20 protein-coding genes and 1 tRNA gene are annotated in these 19413 nt (G+C 65.2%); 14 read left to right on the forward strand and 7 right to left on the reverse strand.

Annotated elements, in window-relative coordinates:
* Nucleotides 1-7: 7 nt before the first annotated feature.
* The 5 genes from JNX00_RS10885 to JNX00_RS10905 all read left to right on the forward strand — a co-directional run bounded on the left by JNX00_RS10885 (nucleotide 8) and on the right by JNX00_RS10905 (nucleotide 2910).
* Nucleotides 8-403 (forward strand): SET domain-containing protein-lysine N-methyltransferase, encoded by a 396-nt coding sequence (locus JNX00_RS10885; RefSeq protein ID WP_204744950.1) that lies wholly within the window; start codon nucleotides 8-10, stop codon nucleotides 401-403.
* A 150-nt stretch (nucleotides 404-553) separates the two neighbouring features.
* Nucleotides 554-883 carry a YegP family protein gene (locus JNX00_RS10890; protein WP_204744951.1) on the forward strand — a complete coding sequence of 110 codons (330 nt, stop codon included), beginning with the start codon at nucleotides 554-556 and terminating at the stop codon, nucleotides 881-883.
* 5 nt (nucleotides 884-888) lie between these two features.
* Nucleotides 889-1173, forward strand: coding sequence for a hypothetical protein (locus JNX00_RS10895; protein ID WP_204744952.1), 285 nt, complete (start codon nucleotides 889-891; stop codon nucleotides 1171-1173).
* 76 nt (nucleotides 1174-1249) lie between these two features.
* The gene (locus JNX00_RS10900; RefSeq protein ID WP_204744953.1) at nucleotides 1250-2593 is read left to right on the forward strand and encodes a hypothetical protein; all 1344 of its coding nucleotides are present in this window, start codon (nucleotides 1250-1252) and stop codon (nucleotides 2591-2593) included.
* A complete protein-coding gene (locus JNX00_RS10905; RefSeq protein ID WP_204744954.1) occupies nucleotides 2590-2910 on the forward strand; it encodes a hypothetical protein in 321 nt (106 codons plus the stop codon). The genes JNX00_RS10900 and JNX00_RS10905 overlap by 4 nt, the downstream gene beginning before the upstream one ends.
* Nucleotides 2911-3801: 891 nt before the next feature.
* Here JNX00_RS10905 and JNX00_RS10910 read toward each other — a convergent pair.
* From JNX00_RS10910 to JNX00_RS10935, 6 genes are all read right to left on the reverse strand, one after another.
* Complete coding sequence (locus JNX00_RS10910; protein WP_239478307.1) at nucleotides 3802-4098, reverse strand: AlpA family phage regulatory protein; 297 nt, start codon at nucleotides 4096-4098, stop codon at nucleotides 3802-3804.
* Between the two features lie 118 nt (nucleotides 4099-4216).
* Complete coding sequence (locus tag JNX00_RS10915) at nucleotides 4217-5041, reverse strand: hypothetical protein (protein ID WP_204744955.1); 825 nt, start codon at nucleotides 5039-5041, stop codon at nucleotides 4217-4219.
* Between the two features lie 130 nt (nucleotides 5042-5171).
* Nucleotides 5172-5261 (reverse strand) — tRNA-Ser (locus JNX00_RS10920).
* A 36-nt stretch (nucleotides 5262-5297) separates the two neighbouring features.
* Entirely contained in the window at nucleotides 5298-5693 is a 396-nt protein-coding gene (locus tag JNX00_RS10925; RefSeq protein WP_204744956.1) for a DUF2237 domain-containing protein, read from the reverse strand.
* 1 nt (nucleotide 5694) lies between these two features.
* Nucleotides 5695-6615 (reverse strand): stomatin-like protein, encoded by a 921-nt coding sequence (locus JNX00_RS10930; protein ID WP_070398632.1) that lies wholly within the window; start codon nucleotides 6613-6615, stop codon nucleotides 5695-5697.
* A gap of 47 nt (nucleotides 6616-6662) precedes the next feature.
* Nucleotides 6663-7088, reverse strand: coding sequence for an NfeD family protein (locus JNX00_RS10935; RefSeq protein ID WP_070398631.1), 426 nt, complete (start codon nucleotides 7086-7088; stop codon nucleotides 6663-6665).
* 125 nt (nucleotides 7089-7213) lie between these two features.
* Here JNX00_RS10935 and JNX00_RS10940 point away from each other — a divergent pair, with 125 nt between their 5' ends.
* Nucleotides 7214-9502: an arginine/lysine/ornithine decarboxylase gene (locus JNX00_RS10940; protein ID WP_070398630.1), complete on the forward strand. Its 2289-nt coding sequence runs from the start codon at nucleotides 7214-7216 to the stop codon at nucleotides 9500-9502.
* A 67-nt stretch (nucleotides 9503-9569) separates the two neighbouring features.
* Here the strand turns inward: JNX00_RS10940 and fabI are convergent, their stop codons facing one another.
* Nucleotides 9570-10361, reverse strand: a complete 792-nt coding sequence (gene fabI / locus JNX00_RS10945) for an enoyl-ACP reductase FabI (RefSeq protein WP_070398629.1) — start codon at nucleotides 10359-10361, stop codon at nucleotides 9570-9572.
* 38 nt (nucleotides 10362-10399) lie between these two features.
* Between fabI and JNX00_RS10950 the strand changes: the two genes are divergently transcribed.
* The 8 genes from JNX00_RS10950 to nusA all read left to right on the forward strand — a co-directional run bounded on the left by JNX00_RS10950 (nucleotide 10400) and on the right by nusA (nucleotide 19407).
* Complete coding sequence (locus tag JNX00_RS10950) at nucleotides 10400-12247, forward strand: extracellular solute-binding protein (protein ID WP_239478308.1); 1848 nt, start codon at nucleotides 10400-10402, stop codon at nucleotides 12245-12247.
* A 107-nt stretch (nucleotides 12248-12354) separates the two neighbouring features.
* Entirely contained in the window at nucleotides 12355-13380 is a 1026-nt protein-coding gene (locus JNX00_RS10955) for an ABC transporter permease subunit (protein ID WP_204744957.1), read from the forward strand.
* Between the two features lie 94 nt (nucleotides 13381-13474).
* Nucleotides 13475-14509: an ABC transporter permease gene (locus JNX00_RS10960; protein WP_204745047.1), complete on the forward strand. Its 1035-nt coding sequence runs from the start codon at nucleotides 13475-13477 to the stop codon at nucleotides 14507-14509.
* On the forward strand, nucleotides 14506-16110 hold the full coding sequence (locus JNX00_RS10965; RefSeq protein WP_204744958.1) for a dipeptide ABC transporter ATP-binding protein: 1605 nt from the start codon (nucleotides 14506-14508) through the stop codon (nucleotides 16108-16110). Before JNX00_RS10960 ends, JNX00_RS10965 begins: the two co-directional genes overlap by 4 nt.
* Nucleotides 16111-16160: 50 nt before the next feature.
* The gene (locus tag JNX00_RS10970) at nucleotides 16161-16907 is read left to right on the forward strand and encodes a DUF2189 domain-containing protein (RefSeq protein WP_070398625.1); all 747 of its coding nucleotides are present in this window, start codon (nucleotides 16161-16163) and stop codon (nucleotides 16905-16907) included.
* A gap of 6 nt (nucleotides 16908-16913) precedes the next feature.
* A complete protein-coding gene (locus JNX00_RS10975) occupies nucleotides 16914-17138 on the forward strand; it encodes a DUF2788 domain-containing protein (protein WP_070398624.1) in 225 nt (74 codons plus the stop codon).
* 132 nt (nucleotides 17139-17270) lie between these two features.
* The gene (rimP, locus tag JNX00_RS10980) at nucleotides 17271-17870 is read left to right on the forward strand and encodes a ribosome maturation factor RimP (RefSeq protein WP_070398623.1); all 600 of its coding nucleotides are present in this window, start codon (nucleotides 17271-17273) and stop codon (nucleotides 17868-17870) included.
* A gap of 37 nt (nucleotides 17871-17907) precedes the next feature.
* Nucleotides 17908-19407 carry a transcription termination factor NusA gene (gene nusA, locus JNX00_RS10985; protein WP_070398622.1) on the forward strand — a complete coding sequence of 500 codons (1500 nt, stop codon included), beginning with the start codon at nucleotides 17908-17910 and terminating at the stop codon, nucleotides 19405-19407.
* Nucleotides 19408-19413: the final 6 nt, after the last annotated feature.

Genomic DNA, 19413 nt, shown 5'->3' on the forward strand with positions numbered 1-19413 from the left:
CTATTGCATGGACACGAAGACAGCCAAAGGTCGAGGCGTCTTCTCCTCTCGAAAGATCGCCAAAGGAGATGTTGTCGAAGTGTGCCCGGTCATTCTCTTCGATCGCAGGGTTACGCCATTGCCGGAGCTGTTCGCACTCCGCGTGTTTGATTGGGGCGCTTTGACTGGTTCATCGGATTTGACATCAGCTTTCGCTCTCGGTTGGGGGAGCTTGTACAACCATGCCAACCCGGCAAACATGCGGTTCACAGCGCCCTTCGCGGGCGAGCTTCTTCTGACGTTTGAGGCTGTCCGCGACATCGATCCGAACGAAGAACTGACCATCAACTACAACTCCTCGGTGGACGGTATCCATTCGTTGGAAGACGATTGGTTTGAGGGAACGGGCATTCAGCCGATCTAGCCTGCAGGTCTGAGCCAATGCACAAATGTGGTATCCGCTGATAGGTGGTTTCCCTCGATAGGGTTCGCGCGCTGGCAGCCTGCCGCTAAAACTCCGTTGCGCTCATGCGTTGGACACGTCGTCCATTCATCCACCGGAGGAGACTCAGCAATGGCAGGCTACTTTGAACTCAAGGCGTCGGGGTCGCAGTACATGTTCAATCTGAAGTCGGGGAATCATGAAGTGATCCTCACCAGCGAACGGTACACATCGAAGCATGGCGCGCAAGGCGGGATCGATTCGGTGAAGGCGAACGCGCCTCATGATTCGCGGTATCAGCGCAAGGTAGCCACGAACGGCTCCCCCTACTTCGTCTTGGTGGCCACCAACGGTGAGACGCTTGGGCGAAGCGAGATGTACTCGTCCGCAGCGGCCATGGAGAGCGGCATTGCGTCTGTGAAGAGCAACGCACCCGGCGCGCCGACCAAAGACCAGACGTAGCGGCGATGGAGTTTGTTCTTCGGCTGTTGATCGCCTGCCCTCGGTGCTGGATGGCATTGGGGGGCATGTTGGCCAGCGTCAGTGCGGCGGTGTTCTTCCTTGGCTTGCGCTTGGCGAAGAAGTCCGACCGACTGGAAGGGGCTACAGGGGTGGTGATCGATTGGGGCAGTGTTCTGGCCGCTCTGCCGCTTCCGATCCCCACCACTGGTCCAGACTTTGTGCTGGCCGCATTGGGTGCAGCACTGGGCCTGCTTATGGCCTACCTGGGGCGCTGGGCATCTAAGTTCTGAGCGTGAGACTCGTTCTTGTACGGATTGTTACCATGTCCCGTACACTCTCTTCCACGTAGTGGAGGAGACAAATCGATTGTCAAACAAGCTTGCCAAAATCAACGTCCCGCTATTCATTCGCAATAAGCGACTGCGCAAGGCAACGCGTAGAAAACATCGCGAGTGGAAGCTTGCTCAGGCCGGAGATCGGGCTCGGGCTCGGTTTAATTCAGCATTCGGTATTCGATCGAAAATCGCTGAGATGATGGCTGAAATGACTGATCGCGACACGCAGCGCCATCGAGGGAACATCAAGTTCAACTTGCCTCCGCGATTTTCCTTGATTGATCACCCTGAGCAGGCATTGGCGCCACTAGCCAAGTTGGCGCAAGCCATGCAGTCTAGGGCGATAGCATCAGTGTTCGTGAATTTTGATTCACTTGAGCAATATGATCTAGGGGCAAATGGACTGTTTGATGTGCTAGTGGAAGAATTGGCCGTCGAGTCCAGAAGATCAGGGAGAACCGTGAATTGGCGGGGTAATTTTCCGGCCGATCCCGCACACGCGCGCTTCGTTCGAGCACTAGGACTGATCAAGCGGCTCAAGATCAAGAACCACTACCCCTCGCCGGAGGATGAGCGGCGGTTGGAGTTGTTTGACACGCGCTGCAGGCACTACATTCGAAAAATAAAGCCACACCTGGCGGATCAAAAATCACGGGTCACTGCTGCATTTGCAGATCACATAAATCGCTGCTTGGCTCGAATTGGTCGTGAGTTGATGCCAGAGTCTAGAAGTCAGCTCTGCGCATATGTGAGTGAGATCTTGGACAATGCTGAACAGCATTCGGGGATGTATGACTGGTCAATTCAAGGATATTTGGATACTCAGCTCAGTACACCAATGTGTGAGGTAGCAATTTTCAATTTCGGGCAGTCTATTGCCGAGACTTTTGCGCGCTTGCCGGCGGACAGTTTCCCTCGCCGACAAGTTCAGCGGTATCTGGATCTGCACACACGTCGCAGCTTCTTCAATGCAGGGTGGCGCGAAGAGGATCTTTTTACGCTCATAGCGCTCCAAGGGAACGTAAGCAGCAAGAACGTTACAGAGGCGGACACAAGGGGGAACGGTACGGTCGACCTCATCGACTTTTTTCAGCGTGTCCATGCGGAGTGCGCTGCTTCATCGGAGGAGGGCGCGAGAATGGCGATCGTCTCTGGATCAACGTATGTGCTATTTGATGGGAAGTACGAAATGCGCAACAATGATCGAGGAATGAAGATTATTGCATTTAATAATGACAACAGTCTTGAGGAGCGCCCTGACCGCAGCTATGTAAGGCCTCTCGCGGGCGTGATGTTCCCTGGGACGGCCATAGGGATAAAATTCCCTCTGTCAACTTCGAAGAGTACCGTTGCTACTCAAGGGGGACAGTCATGAGCGAACCGAAAACGATCGACTTCGGCGGCATCTCTGGCCCTGTCTACACTGGGCGCGAGAGAGGGGAGCAGCTTCGCAGTACGCTGGGGCTGGATGTCTACGACTCTGAGCCTGGTGTGGTTGAGGTGGTCATTCCGCCGAGTACCTACACCATCAGCAGTTCGTTCTTCCTCGGCTTGTTTGGACCGAGTGTTGTGAAGGCCGGTAGTAAGGAGGCTTTCTACGACCGGTATCACTTCACGTCGCCCAAGTTCCTAGAAAACGTGATGGACGGCTACGTCACGCGTGCGTTGCAGTCTAAGAACTTGTTCGCGTGAGTTCTGAGGCTGAACCTACGGGTGCGCCTTCCAGTCCCGCCAACCCGCAGGCACAAGTAGCTGAAAAGACACGCGAGGCGACTTCGTCTGGCAAGGGCGTGGAAACGCAGACTGCTTCAAATGAGGCGGCCGTTCAGAGTTCGCCTAAAGGCGACGAGAAGAGTTCCAGTAACGCCACGCCGGCGGGTCAAGTAGCGGTGGGACCCGCAGTGGAACAGACACCTGTCCAGACAGCACCGGTGGAGCTAAGTCGTCTGTCCCTGCCAAGTCACTGCTCTGCAGTGTCCGCGCCAGGGCACGCTACCGTTGTCATGTGTCAGCCTGAGAAGGATGGCTATGGAAGCCAGCTCCTGGCGCAACTCCCGACGTTGACGACAAGCCTGATAGCCATTGGCATTTCACTCTATACGCTGAGGAAGAACTCGGCCCGCGAAAGGGCTATGCGAGAACGCTCAGTGCTGGATGAGTTTTGGCTCAGGGCGGTGGTGGCTCCACTCTCCATACAGCCATACTTGGATCACATCCATGGACTGCGTGCGTCTCTACCGCTAAGCGACACGCAATCACTTGAAGCGGTGCAGCAGTACTGGGGGGAAAAGGCCAAGCGAGCCTCCGAGCTGGCCGCAGCCTTCCAGTCCCTCGATCTAGTAGACGCTTCTTTGCAGCAGAAAGTCCGCGACCATCTTGAGGAAGTTGAGGACATCCTCGCGCAGTACTGTGGTCGTTTGTGCAGCTTTCTAAACGCAGAAACGACGGAGGCTCCCGATCGGGGACTTGCTTTGCAAGCTATCCACTCGGAGACGGTAGCCGCGATGCGGTGCATTCGTGATCATCAAGTTTTCGATGATCAGGCGGACAGCCGATGGAATCTCGGGCGCCTGCTCAAACTTTTCAAGCGGTCGTCAAGCCACTCTTCTCCAACCAACGTTGAACCTCATCCACGCGCCACGCGGTGATGCGCGGACTGAGCTTGACGGGCTTCGGGAAGGCTTCCTTGTTCACCCAGCGCCAGAGCGTTGCCGAGGAGATCGGTAGCACCTTGAGCAAGCCGGCCTGCCTGATGTACCCAGCCTGAGGCATCTGCGCCTGTAGCGCCTGGAGCTTCTCGATCGGGGTGAGCGGTACGTCTTTCTGGGCCGTGGCCTGAGTGCCCGCGAAGATGGCTTGCTTCAGTCGTTTCTGCATCATTGAGACTCCATGAGTTGAGGTGGAGCGGAGTCTCTTGGGGGCTGAGCCCGACGCACATAGACGTGCCTGGGCTCGTACATCTGTCAGCCAAGCCCATCCATGTACTTGCCTGGCAGATCTACTTTTTCGAGGGGGTTCCTGGCGCGGCATTGGCGCGCTTGGGAACGGAGAAGTTCCGTTCGCGGAACCAACCCAGTACGGTCGCCAAGTCATACGGTGTTCCCTTGTTGTCCTTCGGGAGCTGGTTGATCACTTCTTCTGCTGCGGCCTTTTTCGTGCGGAAGGACTTCGCCATGGCGATATCAATTGCCTTGTCCAAGAGGGCTTCCCGGTCCTTGTGCAAAACGCCGGCTGCGTGTTTCGACTTCGCAATACGTTCCTGTGCAGCTCGACGCTTGTCGCGAGCGATCTGCAATCCGCACATCGCCTCCATTGCAAGCGAGGCTGCTCGTTCGTACGTCCGCACCACCTGCGGAATATCGACGATGCTCAGTTCATCTTGGCTGACGTTGGGCGTTGGCAGTGTCGCCAAGACCTCGACGCTTGAGCGAAGCTGTATCAGGGCGAAGACTGCGTACCGCTCCCAATCCGTTGGTTGTGGCGAGATGCTGCGCCATGGGGCTTTACTCTCAAGGAAAGCAAACTGACCGACGCGGCCCGGATGACGCAGCAGCTCCGAGAAGGACAGCAGCGAAGTCTCATTCTTGCTGCGCATCTCAAAGCGCAGAGCGTCAGAGGTGCCAGGCGCGCGGTTCACGATCAAAGCAGCAACCACATCTGCGACGGCATTGACCCACGCGCTGTCACGACCGGACAGCATGCCTTGGCTCTCAATCTGGATCTGAGTGAGCCACCCGGAGAAGTGGCCCCCGACGGGGAGGTCAAACGGGTCGGGAGAGGGGAACGGCTTGTGATCCGTTGTCGTGCTGAGCTGAAAGTACATCGGCTGTTCGTGGTTGGGCCACAACACGCCGGGCAACTCAGATCATCTCGCTAGGTCTTATGCGGGATGGCACCTGGGATGGTGCATTTTGGTTTGAACCCCGCTGGAAGCCGCATAAACACTAGGGGGGTGGCGGAGAGGGCGGGATTCGAACCCGCGGTGGGGATTAACCCACACACGCTTTCCAGGCGTGCGACTTAAACCGCTCATCCACCTCTCCGCGAAGCGCGGGATTGTAGCTCACTCGCGCGCGGGCTCAGCCGGTGTGGCTGCCGTCCTCGGCCTTGCGCCAGGCGTGGCGTTGCAGCACCTCCAGCGAGACGTGCTGCAAGGCGTTCTGGTGCGTGGCCTCGAGCACCACGGGCGGGGCCACGCCGGCCTGCAGCGCCTCCAGCCAGCGGCTCACGCACAGGCACCAGCGGTCGCCGGCCTTGAGGCCCGCGAAGCGCTGCTCGGGCCGGGGCGTGGCGAGGTCGTTGCCACGCTGGGCGGAGAAGTCCAGAAACTCGCGCGTGACGCGCGCACAGACCACGTGCGTGCCTTCGTCGTCGGCGCCGGTGTGGCAGCAGCCGTCGCGGTAGAAGCCGGTCAGCGGGTCGAACGAGCAGGCTTGCAGCTCGCCGCCCAGCACGTTGTGCGCGAGGTCGTCCATGTCAGGCCCCTGTGGGCTTGCCCGTCTGCACCATCTTCATGGCCGAGCCGATCAGGGCCGAGACCTCGGTCATGTTGCTCGGCACGATGAGCGTGGTGGTGGCGTCGGCCGCCACGCTGGCGTAGGCCTCGACGGCCTTCTCGGCCACCTTCAGCTGCACGGCCTCTTGGCCGCCGGGCTGGCGGATGGCCTCGGCCACCTGCCGGATCGCGCCGGCCGTGGCCTCGGCCACGGCGAGGATGGCGGCCGCCTCGCCCTGGGCCTTGTTGATCTCGGCCTGCTTCTCGCCCTCGGAGCGCGCAATGAAGGCCTCGCGCTCACCGGTGGCGATGTTGATCTGCTCCTGGCGGCGGCCTTCGGAGGCAGCGATCAGGGCGCGCTTCTCGCGCTCGGCCGTGATCTGGGCCTGCATGGCGCGCAGGATTTCGGCCGGCGGCGTCAGGTCCTTGATCTCGTAGCGCAGCACCTTCACGCCCCAGTTGAGCGCGGCCTCGTCGATGGCCGAGACCACCTGCGCGTTGATCATGTCGCGCTCCTCGAAGGTCTTGTCGAGTTCGAGCTTGCCGATGACCGAGCGCAGCGAGGTCTGCGCCAGCTGCGTGACCGCGACGATGTAGTTGGACGAGCCGTAGCTCGCGCGCATGGGATCGGTCACCTGGAAGTAGAGGATGCCGTCCACCTGGAGCTGGGTGTTGTCGCGCGTGATGCAGACCTGGCTGGGCACGTCCAACGGGATTTCCTTCAGGCTGTGCTTGTAGGCCACCTTGTCGATGAAGGGCACGATGATGTTCAGGCCGGGCGCGAGCGAGGCGTGGTACTTGCCCAGGCGTTCGATCACCCAGGCGGTCTGCTGGGGCACGATCTTGACGGCGCGCGTGACGAAGATCGCGGCGACGACGATGAGCAGGATGGCGATTTCCATGGTCGGGTCTTGTTCTTTCTATGGAGCGGTTGCAGGGCGGCCTGGACTCAGGCCTTCTCGACGAGCAGGCGGTTGCCCACGAGTTCGGTGACGCGGTAGGCGCCGGGTGTGGGCGCGTTGCCGGGTCGCTGGATCACGGTCCAGGCGGCGCCGCGGTATTTGACCGTGGCCGTGCCGTCGTTGTTCCACTGCTCGACGTGAATGACCTCGCCGATGTCGAGGTTGACGCTGCGCAGGCTGCGCACCGAAGGGTCGCCGGGCCGGCGGCGCGAGTGCCAGTGCCATCCCGCCACCGCGGCCGCGCCCACCAGGGCGGCCACCACCAGCTGTCCCGTCAGGGGCAGTCCCAGGTGCGCGGCGATGGCGCCGGCCGCGGCGCCCAGCGCCAGCATGAGCAAGTAGAACGTGCCGGTGAGCAGCTCGGCGCCCACGAGCACGCCCGCCAGCAGCCACCACCAGGTCGAATCGGCCATGTGCCTTGTCCTCCATGTAGCGGTCCCCCGTCGGGACCGCTTCGCATTCTGCGCCAATCCAGGCCCGACAAGGCCGGACGGACATGCGTTTTCCGTACACTTGCGCGCTTCGCCAGGAGAGCCGCATGAAGTTCCGTTTCCCCATCGTCATCATCGACGAGGATTTCCGCTCCGAGAACACCTCGGGCCTGGGCATTCGCGCGCTCGCGCAGGCCATCGAAAGCGAGGGCATGGAGGTCGTTGGCGTCACGAGCTATGGCGACCTGTCGCAGTTCGCGCAGCAGCAAAGCCGCGCCAGCGCCTTCATCCTGTCCATCGACGACGAGGAGTTCAGCCAGGGGCCGGACCTCGACCCCGCGGTGCTGAACCTGCGCAACTTCATCGAAGAGGTGCGCCGCAAGAACGCCGACGTGCCGATCTATATCTACGGCGAGACCAAGACCAGCCGGCACCTGCCCAACGACGTGCTGCGCGAGCTCCACGGCTTCATCCACATGTTCGAGGACACGCCCGAGTTCGTGGCGCGCCACATCATCCGCGAGGCCAAGAGCTACCTCGAAGGTATTCAGCCGCCGTTCTTCAAGGCCCTGCTGGACTACGCCGAGGACGGCTCCTATTCCTGGCACTGCCCGGGCCATTCGGGTGGCGTGGCCTTCCTCAAGAGTCCCGTGGGCCAGATGTTCCACCAGTTCTTCGGCGAGAACATGCTGCGCTCGGACGTGTGCAACGCGGTCGAAGAGCTGGGCCAGCTGCTCGACCACAACGGCGCCATCGGCGCCAGCGAGCGCAACGCGGCGCGCATCTTCAACGCCGACCACTGCTTCTTCGTCACCAACGGCACCAGCACCAGCAACAAGATGGTCTGGCACCACACGGTGGCCCCGGGCGACGTGGTGGTGGTGGACCGCAACTGCCACAAGTCCATCCTCCACAGCATCATCATGACGGGCGCCGTCCCCGTCTTCCTCAAGCCCACGCGCAACCACTACGGCATCATCGGCCCGATCCCGCAGAGCGAGTTCGAGATCGAGGCCATCCAGGCCAAGATCCGCGCCAACCCGCTGCTCAAGGGCGTGGACGCCGCCGCCGTCAAGCCGCGCATCCTCACCCTCACGCAGAGCACCTACGACGGCGTGCTCTACAACACCGAGGCCATCAAGCAGATGCTGGACGGCTACGTCGGCAACCTGCACTTCGACGAAGCCTGGCTGCCGCACGCGGCCTTCCATCCCTTCTATGGCAATTACCACGCCATGGGCAAGAAGCGCGCGCGACCCATGGAGTCGGTGGTGTACGCCACCCAGTCCATCCACAAGCTGCTGGCCGGCATCAGCCAGGCCAGCCATGTGCTGGTGCAGGACTCGCAGAACGTCAAGCTCGACCGGCACCTGTTCAACGAGTCCTACCTGATGCACACCAGCACCAGCCCGCAGTACGCGATCATCGCGAGCTGCGACGTGGCCGCGGCCATGATGGAGCCGCCCGGTGGCCGAGCGCTGGTCGAGGAAAGCCTGCTGGAGGCGCTGGACTTCCGCCGCGCCATGCGCAAGGTCGAGGACGACTTCGGCGCCGACGACTGGTGGTTCAAGGTCTGGGGCCCGGACCGCCTGGCCGACGAGGGCGTGGGCGAGGCCAAGGACTGGGTGCTCAACCGCCGCCGCGACGACGCCGCCGAGCACCACACCGAGCGCGACTGGCACGGCTTCGGCGACATGGCGCCGGGCTTCAACATGCTGGACCCGATCAAGGCCACCATCGTCACGCCCGGCCTCAACATGGACGGCAGCTTCGGCGAGACCGGCATCCCCGCGTCCATCGTCACCAAGTTCCTGGCCGAGCACGGCGTGGTGGTGGAGAAGACCGGCCTCTACAGCTTCTTCATCATGTTCACCATCGGCATCACCAAGGGCCGCTGGAACACGCTGCTCACGGCGCTGCAGCAATTCAAGGACGACTACGAGAAGAACCAGCCGATGTGGCGCATCATGCCGGAGTTCTGCGCCAAGCAGCCGCGCTACGAGCAGATGGGCCTGCGCGACCTGTGCCAGCACGTGCACGCGCTCTACGCCAAGTACGACATCGCGCGCCTGACCACCGAGATGTACCTGAGCGACCTCACGCCGGCCATGAAGCCCAGCGAGGCCTTCGCCCACATCGCCCAGCGCACCACCGAGCGTGTGCCCATCGACGAGCTGGAGGGCCGCATCACCACCAGCCTGGTGACGCCGTACCCGCCGGGCATCCCGCTGCTGATCCCGGGCGAGGTGTTCAACCGCAAGATCGTTGACTACCTCAAGTTCAACCGCGAGTTCGCGCGCGAGTGCCCGGGTTTCGAGACCGACATCCACGGCCTGGTGGAGACCGTGGGCGAGGACGGCCGCAAGGCCTATTTCGCGGACTGCGTGAAGGCCTGAGCGGCCCGCGCGCATCCAGCAAAAAGGCCCTGCGCTGCAGGGCCTTTTTTGTGGCTGAGGCCCGAGGTCAGGCTTCGGCGTTGGCCGAGTCGCCCACCACGTGGCTGAAGCCGCCGTCGACGTAGATGATTTCGCCCGTGATGCCCGAGGACAGGTCGGACAACAGGAAGGCCGAGGCATTGCCCACGTCCTCGATGGTGACGTTGCGGCGCAGCGGTGACACGGTGGACACCAGGTTCATGAGCTTGCCGAAGCCCTTGATGCCGCTGGCGGCCAGGGTCTTGATGGGGCCGGCGCTCACGCCGTTGACGCGCATGCCCTTGGGCCCCAGGGATTCGGCCAGGTAGCGCACCGAGGCCTCCAGGCTGGCCTTGGCCAGGCCCATGGTGTTGTAGTTGGGCACGCAGCGCTCGGCGCCCAGGTAGCTCAGCGTGAGCAGGGCGGCGCGATCGTTGAGGTAGGGCAGGGCGGCCTTGGCCATGGCCGGGAAGCTGTAGGCGCTGATGTCGTGCGCGATCTTGAAGGCCTCGCGCGACAAACCCTCCAGGAAGTCGCCCGCGATGGCCTCGCGCGGCGCGAAACCGATGGCGTGCACGAAACCATCGAAGGTGGGCCAGGTCTGAGACAGGTCGCTGAACAGCTTCTCGATCTGGGCGTCGTCGCCCACGTCGCAGTCGAAGACCAGCGTGGAGCCGAAATCGGCGGCGAACTCGGTGATGCGGTCCTTGAAGCGCTCACCCACGTAACTGAAGGCCAGTTCAGCGCCTTGTTCGTGGCAGGCCTTGGCGATGCCGTAGGCGATGGAACGGTTGGACAGCACCCCAGTGATGAGCAGCTTCTTGCCAGCGAGAAAACCCATTGATCGGACTCCAGGAAAAAATCACGCAGAATTGTCGCATGCACGTCACGCCCCTTTCCTTGCTGCGCCGGCTGTGCCGCTGGGGCGTGGCGTGGACCCTGGGCCTGGCGGCGCCGGCGCTGTGGGCCGCGCACGGGTATGCGATCTGGGGCGAACTGAAGTACCCCGAGGGATTCACCCACTTCGATTACGTCAATCCGCAGGCGCCCAAGGGCGGCGAACTGCGCCTGGTGAGCAACCTGCGCGTCAGCAATTTCGACAAGTACAACCCGTTCACCCTGCGCGGTACCGCCCCGGCCTACCTCAGCGGCCTGATGTTCGATTCGCTGCTGACCGGGGCGCTGGACGAGACCGGGTCCGGCTACGGTCTGCTGGCCGATGACGTGCGGGCCGCGCCCGACGGCCTGTCCGTGGTGTTTCGGCTGCGCGACACGGCCAAGTTCCACAACGGCGACCCGGTGCTGGCCGCCGACGTGAAGTTCAGTTTCGACACCCTGTTGGGCCCTTATACCTCGCCGGCCTACAAGACCATCCTGGCGGACGTGGCGGGCCTGGACGTGCTCGGCGAGCGCACCGTGCGCTTCCGCTTCAAGCGGCCCAACCGCGAACTGCCGCTCACCGTCGGCGCCATACCCATCTTCAGCCGGCAGTGGGGCAATGAGACCGACCCCGCCACCGGCCAGCGCAAGACCTTCGACAAGGTCGTGATGGACCCGCCCATTGGCAGCGGCCCCTACACCATCGGGCCGGTGAAGTTCGGACGCGACATCACCTATGTGCGCGACCCGGGCTACTGGGCGCGCGACCTGCCGGTGCGTCGCGGCACGGCCAACTTCGACCGCATCTCGGTGAAGATCTACAAGGACAACACGGCGCGGCTGGAGGCGCTCAAGGCGGGCGAGTTCGACCTGATGCGCTTCTTCTCGGCCGGCGACTGGGCGCGCCGCGTCAATGGCCGCAAGTTCGACAGCGGCGAGCTGGTCAAGATCGAGCTGCCCCACAAGCTGCCCACGGGCTTCCAGAGCTACGTGCTCAATACCCGGCGCAAGCCGCTGGACGACATCCGCGTACGCGAGGCCCTGGACCTGGCGGTGGACTACGAGTGGATGAACCGGCAGATGTTCTATGGCGCCTACCAGCGCGTGCGGGGCCTGTTCGGCAACACCGAGTGCGCGGCCGACGGCCCGCCCTCGCCCGAGGAGCTGGCGCTGCTCGAGCCCGGCCGCGCGCAGCTGCCGCCGGCCGTGTTCGGGCCCATGTATGCGCCGCCGCGCACCGACGGCGGGCAGTCGCTGCGCGACAACCTGCGAAAGGCCCAGGCGCTGTTGCGCGAGGCGGGCTGGACGGTACAGGACGGCGTGCTCAAGAACGCCCAGGGCGAGCCCTTGGTACTGGAGTACCTCGACAGCAACGAGACCGGCGCGCGCGTGGTCTCGCCCTGGATCCGCAACCTGCAAAAGCTCGGCATCACGCTGCGCTTCCGGCCCGTCGACTTCGCGCTCTACCAGCAGCGCCTGCGCACCTTCGACTTCGACATCATTTCGATCGCCTTCCAGGGCACGACCAACCCCGGCGCCGAGTACGCCGACCTGTTCGGCAGCGAGGCCGCGAAAACGCCCGACTCGGGCAACTACGCGGGCATCGCCAACCCGGTGGTGGACCGGCTCATCGGCCGCATGGTGGGCGCCAAGACCAAGCCCGATTTCCTCGCCGCCTGCCGCGCGCTGGACCGCGCGATCGCCCACAGCCACATCCTGATTCCGCAGTGGTCGGCGTCCACGCACCGCCTGGCCTACAACGCCTGGCGCCTTCAGCGCCCACCCGAAATGCCCCCGTACGCCACCGGCGAGGCCTGGGCCATCGACACCTGGTGGGCCAAACAATGAACACCCCCGCGCCGCGCTTCGCGCGTCACCCCCTCGAGAGGGCAACCGCTGCGGCCTGGCAAAGCCGGCGCCGCGGTGTTTCCCGCCTGGGCTTCTTCTGACGTCCTATGTGGGTCTACATCCTCAAACGCCTGCTGCTCATGCTGCCCACGCTGTTCGGCGTGCTGCTGATCACCTTCGTGGTGATCCAGTTCGTGCCCGGCGGCCCGGTGGAGCAGTACCTGGCCGAGGCGCGCGCCGCGGGCGGCACCGGCGCTGAAGGCGGGGCGCTGTACCGCGGCGGGCAGGGCGTGGACCCGCAGCGCATCGAGCAGATCAAGGCGCTCTATGGCTTCGACAAGCCCCCGCACCAGCGCTTCGTCGAGATGATCGGCCGCTTCGCGCGTTTCGACCTGGGCACCAGCTTCTTCCAGAACAAGCCGGTGTCCCAGCTCATCGCCGAGAAGCTGCCGGTGTCCATCAGCCTGGGGCTGTGGACCTTCCTCATCAGCTACGGCGTGGCCGTGCCGCTGGGCGTGGCCAAGGCGGTGCGCGCCGGCACGCGCTTCGACCTGGTCAGCACGCTGGTCGTGCTCGTGGGCTACGCCATCCCGGGCTTCGTGCTCGGCGTGGCGCTGCTGGTCGTCTTCGGCGGGCAGCTGCAATGGTTCCCGCTGCGCGGCCTCACCTCGGCCAACTGGGACGAACTGAGTTGGGGCGCGCGCATCGTGGACTACCTGTGGCACATCACCCTGCCGGTCACGGCCATGGTGCTGGGCAGCTTCGCCGTCATCGCCATGCTGACCAAGAACGCCTTCCTGGAAGAGATCCGCAAGCAGTACGTGATGACCGCCAGGGCCAAGGGCCTGGGCGAGCGCCAGGTGCTGTGGAAGCACGTGTTCCGCAATGCGCTGATCCCCATCGTCACGGGTTTCCCGGCCGCTTTCATCGGGGCCTTCTTCACCGGCGCACTGCTCATCGAGACCCTGTTCTCGCTCGACGGCCTGGGCCTGCTGAGCTACGAGAGCGTGATCCGCCGCGACTACCCGGTGGTGCTGGGCACGCTGTTCCTGTTCACCCTGATCGGCCTGGTGACCAAGCTGATCTCCGACCTCTGCTACGTGTGGGTGGACCCGCGCGTGAAATATGACTAAGCCCCCCGCAACGCCCGCGCGCGGCGCGGACGTTTCCGCCCCTTCGGGGGGCGATGCGAGCGGCCCGGCCCAGCCGGTTGCGCCGCATCGCTCGCTGCCGCGGGCTTCTATCGGTCCCGGCCGGCGCGCCTGGCAGCGCTTCCGGCGCAACCGCCTGGGCTACTGGAGTCTGCTGGTGTTTGGCGCGCTGGTGGTGGCCAGCCTGTTCGCCGAGGTGCTGTCCAACGACCGGCCGCTGGTGGTGCGCTACGAGGGCAAAACCTATTTCCCCATCGTGCAGGACCTGCCCGAGACCGTGTTCGGCGGCGACTTCCAGACCGCCACCGACTACCTCGACCCGTTCATCCGCGAGCAGATCACCCGGGACGGCAACTGGGCCCTCTACGCGCCCAACCCCTACGGCTCGCAGACCATCAACTACTTCGCGGAACAGCCCAATCCCTCGGGGCCCAGCGCCGCCAACTGGCTGGGCACCGACGACCGCGGGCGCGACCTGCTGGCCCAGCTCATCTACGGTTTCCGCGTGAGCGTGCTGTTCGCGCTGGCGCTCACGGCCATCGGCGTGCTGCTTGGCGTGCTCACCGGCGCCATCCAGGGCTTCTTCGGCGGCAAGACGGACCTGGCCTTCCAGCGTTTCATCGAAATCTGGGGCGCCATGCCCGAGCTGTACCTGCTCATCATCTTCTCGGCCGTGTTCGCGCCCAGCGTGGGCCTGCTGCTGGTCCTGCTGAGCCTGTTCGGCTGGATGGGCCTGTCCGACTACGTGCGCGCCGAGTTCCTGCGCAACCGCCAGCTCGACTACGTGCGCGCCGCGCGGGCCATGGGCCTGAGCAACGTGCAGATCATGTGGCGCCACATCCTGCCCAACAGCCTGACGCCGGTGGTGACCTTCCTGCCATTTCGCATGAGCGCGGCCATCCTGGCGCTCACCTCGTTGGACTTCCTGGGCCTGGGCGTGCCGCCCGGCACGCCCTCGCTGGGCGAGCTGCTGAGCCAGGGCAAGAACAACATCGACGCCTGGTGGATCTCGCTGTCCACCTTCGGCGTGCTGGTGCTGACCCTGCTGCTGCTCACCTTCATGGGCGACGCGTTGCGCGATGCGCTCGATCCTCGAAAGGCCGACCGATGAGCGAACGACCGGCGCTGCTGGACGTGCAGGACCTGCGCATCGCCTTCGGCGGCCAGCCGGTGGTGCACGGCATTGGCTTTGCCATCGCCGAGGGCGAGAAGCTCGCGCTGGTGGGCGAGTCGGGTTCGGGCAAGACGGTGTCGGCGTTGTCGCTGCTCAGGCTGGTGGTCAACGCCGAGGTCTCGGGCCGGGCCCTGCTGGGTGGGCGCGACCTGCTCGCTCTGGGCGAGCGCGAGCTGCGCGGGGTGCGCGGCGACGAGGTGGCGGTCATCTTCCAGGAGCCCATGACCGCGCTCAACCCGCTCTACAGCGTGGGCAACCAGATCGGCGAGGTGCTGCAGCTCAAGCGCGGCCTGACGCCGCGCCAGGCGCGGGCCGGGGCGGTGGAGCTGCTGGCGTCCACCGGCATTCCCGAGCCCGAGCGCCGGGTCGACGCCTTTCCGCACCAGCTCAGCGGTGGCCAGCGCCAGCGCGCCATGATCGCCATGGCACTGGCCAGCCGGCCCAGGCTGCTGATCGCCGACGAACCCACCACCGCGCTGGACGTGAGCCTGCGCGGCCAGATTCTGGCGCTGCTGTCGGATCTGCAGCGCCAGCACGGCATGGCGGTGCTGCTCATCACGCACGACCTGCACCTGGTGCGCCGCTTCGCCGACCGCGTGGCGGTGATAGAGAAGGGCCATCTGGTGGAGCAGGGCGGCGTGACCGAGGTGTTTCAGCGCCCGCAGCACGCCTACACCCGCAAGCTGCTGGCCAGCCAGCCCGAGCGCGCCGTGGTCGAGCCCCCGGCCGGCGCCGCGCCGGTGATGCGCGCCGAGGGCCTGCGCGTGAGCTACCCCGTGCCCCTGCCGGGCTTCAAAGGCTGGTTCCGCAAGGGGGCGTTCACGGCGGTGCAGGGCGCCGACCTGGCCGTGCCCGCGGGTGGCACCCTTGGGGTGATTGGCGAATCGGGCTCGGGCAAGAGCACCCTGGCCCTGGCCGCGCTGGGCCTGCTGCCTTTCGAGGGCCGGCTGGACGTGGCCGGCAGCGACTGGGCCGAGGCCCGGCGCAACAAGCGCCTGCGCGAATTGCGCCAGCGCGTGCAGGTGGTGTTCCAGGACCCGTTCTCCTCGCTCTCGCCGCGCCTCACCATCGAGCAGATCGTGGGCGAGGGGCTGGCGGTGCACCGGCCGGACCTGCCGGCCGCCGCGCGCCGCGAGCGCGTGAGCGCGCTGCTCGCCGAGGTGGGCCTGGTCGATGACCCGCAGCGCGGCGCCGATTGGCTGCAGCGCTACCCGCACGAGTTCTCCGGCGGCCAGCGCCAGCGCCTGGCCATCGCGCGCGCGCTCATCGTGGAGCCGCAGCTGCTGGTGCTCGACGAGCCCACCAGCGCGCTCGACGTGACCGTGCAGAAGCAGGTGCTGGCCCTGCTGCAGCGCCTGCAGCGCGACCGGGGCCTGAGCTTCCTGCTGATCACGCACGACGTGGACGTGATCCGCGCCATGGCGCACGAGGTCATCGTCATGAAGGACGGCGCCATCGTCGAGCGCGGCCCCGCGCTGCAGGTGCTGGCCGCGCCCGCCCACCCCTACACGCGCCTGCTGGTGCAGGCCGCGGCTTGATCCAGGTCAGCCCCGCGCCGGCGCCCCCAGCCCAGAATCGCCCGCACGCCATGGCCGAGACGATCCCGCCCATCACCCCCCGTTCCTGCCTGCGCTGGCTCGCCCTGGGCTGGCGCGACCTCTGGGCCCAGCCGCTGCCGGGCCTGCTGCACGGCGCGCTGATCGCCGGCTTCGGCCTGCTGCTGCTGGCCCTGGCGCGCGACCGCTTCTGGCTGCTGGCGGGGGCGTTCTCGGGCTTCCTGATCGTCGCGCCCATCCTGGCCACCGGCCTGTACGTGGTGAGCCAGGCCCTGGCGGCCGGGCGCCGTGCTCCGCTGTCCGAGGTGCTGGGCCTGTGGCGCTCGGGCGATGGGCGGCTGGTGCGTTTCGGTCTGCTGCTGGCGCTGGCCGGCACCGGCTGGGTGCTCACCTCGGCCGGGCTGATCACCCTGGCCTCGCCGGTGCCGATCGAAAAACCCCTGGATTTCCTGCGTTACGTGGTGCTGGCGCCCGAGCCCGGGCTGTTCGAGGTCTGGCTGCTGCAGGGCGCCTTGCTGGCGGCGCCGGTCTATGCCAGCACCGTGGTGGCCCTGCCCATGCTGGTGGCCCGGCCGGTGCCGGTGCACACCGCCGTGGGCGCCAGCTGGCGCGCCGTGGCCAGCCACCCGCTCACGCTTACCCTGTGGGCGGTGCTGATCGCGGCGCTGGTGGCCCTGGGCATGGGGCTGGCCTTGCTCGGGCTGGTGGTGGCGATCCCCTGGCTGGCGCACGCCAGCTGGCACGCGGGGCGCGAGTTGCTGGCCGACGCGGAGCGTTGAGGCGCCATGGCCACCGGCACCCTGTGGGGCTTTACCGAGGCGCAGATCGCCCAGTTCGGCATGACCGTGGGCATCGGCGCCTTCATCCTCTACATGCTATTCATCGTGTTCAACCTGGCCCGGGAGTCCAAGGCTGGGCGCTTCGGCACCTTCGTGCTGTTCATGGTGCTGTCCTTCGGCATGCTGGGTTTTCTGGCCAAGAGCGTGATCCAGTGGCTGCTGGGCATCTGAGCCTGGCTCGCAGCTTGCTAGGCCAGGTTTGGCGCGCTACAATGCGCGCTTCACGACCAAATGGGCGGGTACTTACCGGCCCTTTTTTTTTGGCCGGGCGGGAAACCGATGCCGGCCTGATGCATTTCAACCATGGGCTGGCAAGACACCGTCGCGCAAACCGTCACCGCGCTGGGCTTCGACCTGGTGGACCTGGAACGGTCCGCCGGCGGCCTGCTGCGCGTCACGGTGGATTGGCCCTGGCAGCCCCCGGCCGACGGCCAGCCCCGCCCGCCCGAGCGCTTCGTCACGGTGGAGGACTGCGAGCGCATCACCCGCCAGATGCAGTACGCGCTGGAGGTCGAAGGCACGGACTACCGGCGCCTGGAAGTCGGCTCGCCGGGCATCGACCGCCCGCTGCGCCATGAGAACGACTTCCTGCGCTTCGAAGGTCACGTGATCGACATCACGCTCAAGGCGCCGCTGGGCGCCAATGGCGCCGTGTCGGCCAACCGCAAGAAATTCCGCGGCACGCTGGAGCGCGCCGCCGACGGGCGCTGGCAGATCGTCTGGAGCGACGAGCCGCCGGTGAAGCCGGGCCAGCGCGTGAGCAAGAAGCGCGAGCCCGCGCCGCTGCAGGCGCTGGGCTTCACGCTCGACGAAATCGCTCAGGCGCGGCTGGCGCCGATCGTGAACTTCAAGGGCCGGGGCACTGCCGGCGAGGCGGGCGCCGAGCCGGCCGACAGAACATAACAACGGACCGTATTGGATTGGAAAGGTGGGCTGAACGATGAACCGCGAAATGTTGATGCTGATCGATGCCATCTCGCGCGAGAAAAACGTCGAGCGCGACGTGGTGCTCGGCGCGGTCGAGCAGGCGCTGGCTTCGGCCACCAAGAAGCTCTACAAGGGCGAGGTCGACATCCGCGTGGCGATGGACCCGGACACGGGCGCCTACGAAACCTTCCGCCGCTGGCTGGTGGTGCCCGATGAGGCCGGCCTGCAGAACCCCGACGCCGAGGAAATGCTGTCCGACGCGCGCGACGAGATCGCCGACATCGAAGAGGGCGACTACATCGAGAAGCCGGTGGAGAGCGTGCCCATCGGCCGCATCGGCGCCATGGCCGCCAAGCAGGTCATTCTGCAGAAGATCCGCGACGCCGAGCGCGAGATGCTGCTCAACGACTTCATGTCGCGCGGCGACAAGATCTTCGTCGGCACCGTCAAGCGCATGGACAAGGGCGACCTGATCGTCGAGAGCGGCCGCGTGGAAGGCCGCCTCAAGCGCGGCGAGATGATCCCCAAGGAGAACTTCCGCACCGGCGACCGCGTGCGCGCCATGATCATGGAAGTGGATCTCACGCTGCGCGGCGCGCCCATCCTGCTGTCGCGCTCGGCACCCGAGTTCATGATCGAGCTGTTCCGCCAGGAAGTGCCCGAGATCGAGCAGGGCCTGCTGGAGATCAAGAAGTGCGCCCGCGACGCCGGCTCGCGCGCCAAGATCGCCGTGCACAGCTTCGACAAGCGCATCGATCCCATCGGAACCTGCGTGGGCGTGCGCGGTTCGCGCGTCAACGCCGTCACCAACGAGCTCGCGGGCGAGCGCGTGGACATCGTGCTGTGGTCCGAGGATCCGGCACAGTTCGTGATCGGCGCGCTGGCGCCGGCCAACGTGGTCTCCATCGTGGTCGACGAAGAGCGCCACGCCATGGACGTGGTGGTGGACGAAGAGAACCTGGCCATCGCCATCGGCCGCGGCGGCCAGAACGTGCGCCTGGCCAGCGAGCTCACCGGCTGGCGCATCAACATCATGACGGCCGACGAATCGGCCCAGAAGCAGGCCGAGGAGGCCAGCTCGATCCGCACGCTGTTCATGTCCAAGCTGGACGTGGACCAGGAAATCGCCGACATCCTGATCGAGGAAGGTTTCACCAGCCTCGAGGAAGTGGCCTACGTGCCGCTGCAGGAGATGCTGGAGATCGAGTCCTTCGACGAAGACACGGTCAACGAGCTGCGCACCCGCGCCAAGGACGCGCTGCTGACCATGGAGATCGCCCGCGAGGAAAGCGTCGAGGAAGTCTCGCAGGACCTGCGCGACCTGAACGGCCTCACGCCCGAGCTGATCGCCAAGCTGGCCGAGGCCGGCATCCATACCCGCGACGACCTGGCCGATCTCGCGACGGACGAACTCACCGAGATCACGGGCCAGTCGGAAGCGCAAGCCACCGAGCTGATCATGCAGGCGCGCGCGCACTGGTTTACCGGTGACGAAACGCAGTCCCCGTCCTGATCACCC

The organism is Hydrogenophaga sp. YM1, assembly GCF_016903055.1.
In the GTDB taxonomy this organism is placed as follows: domain Bacteria; phylum Pseudomonadota; class Gammaproteobacteria; order Burkholderiales; family Burkholderiaceae_C; genus Hydrogenophaga; species Hydrogenophaga borbori.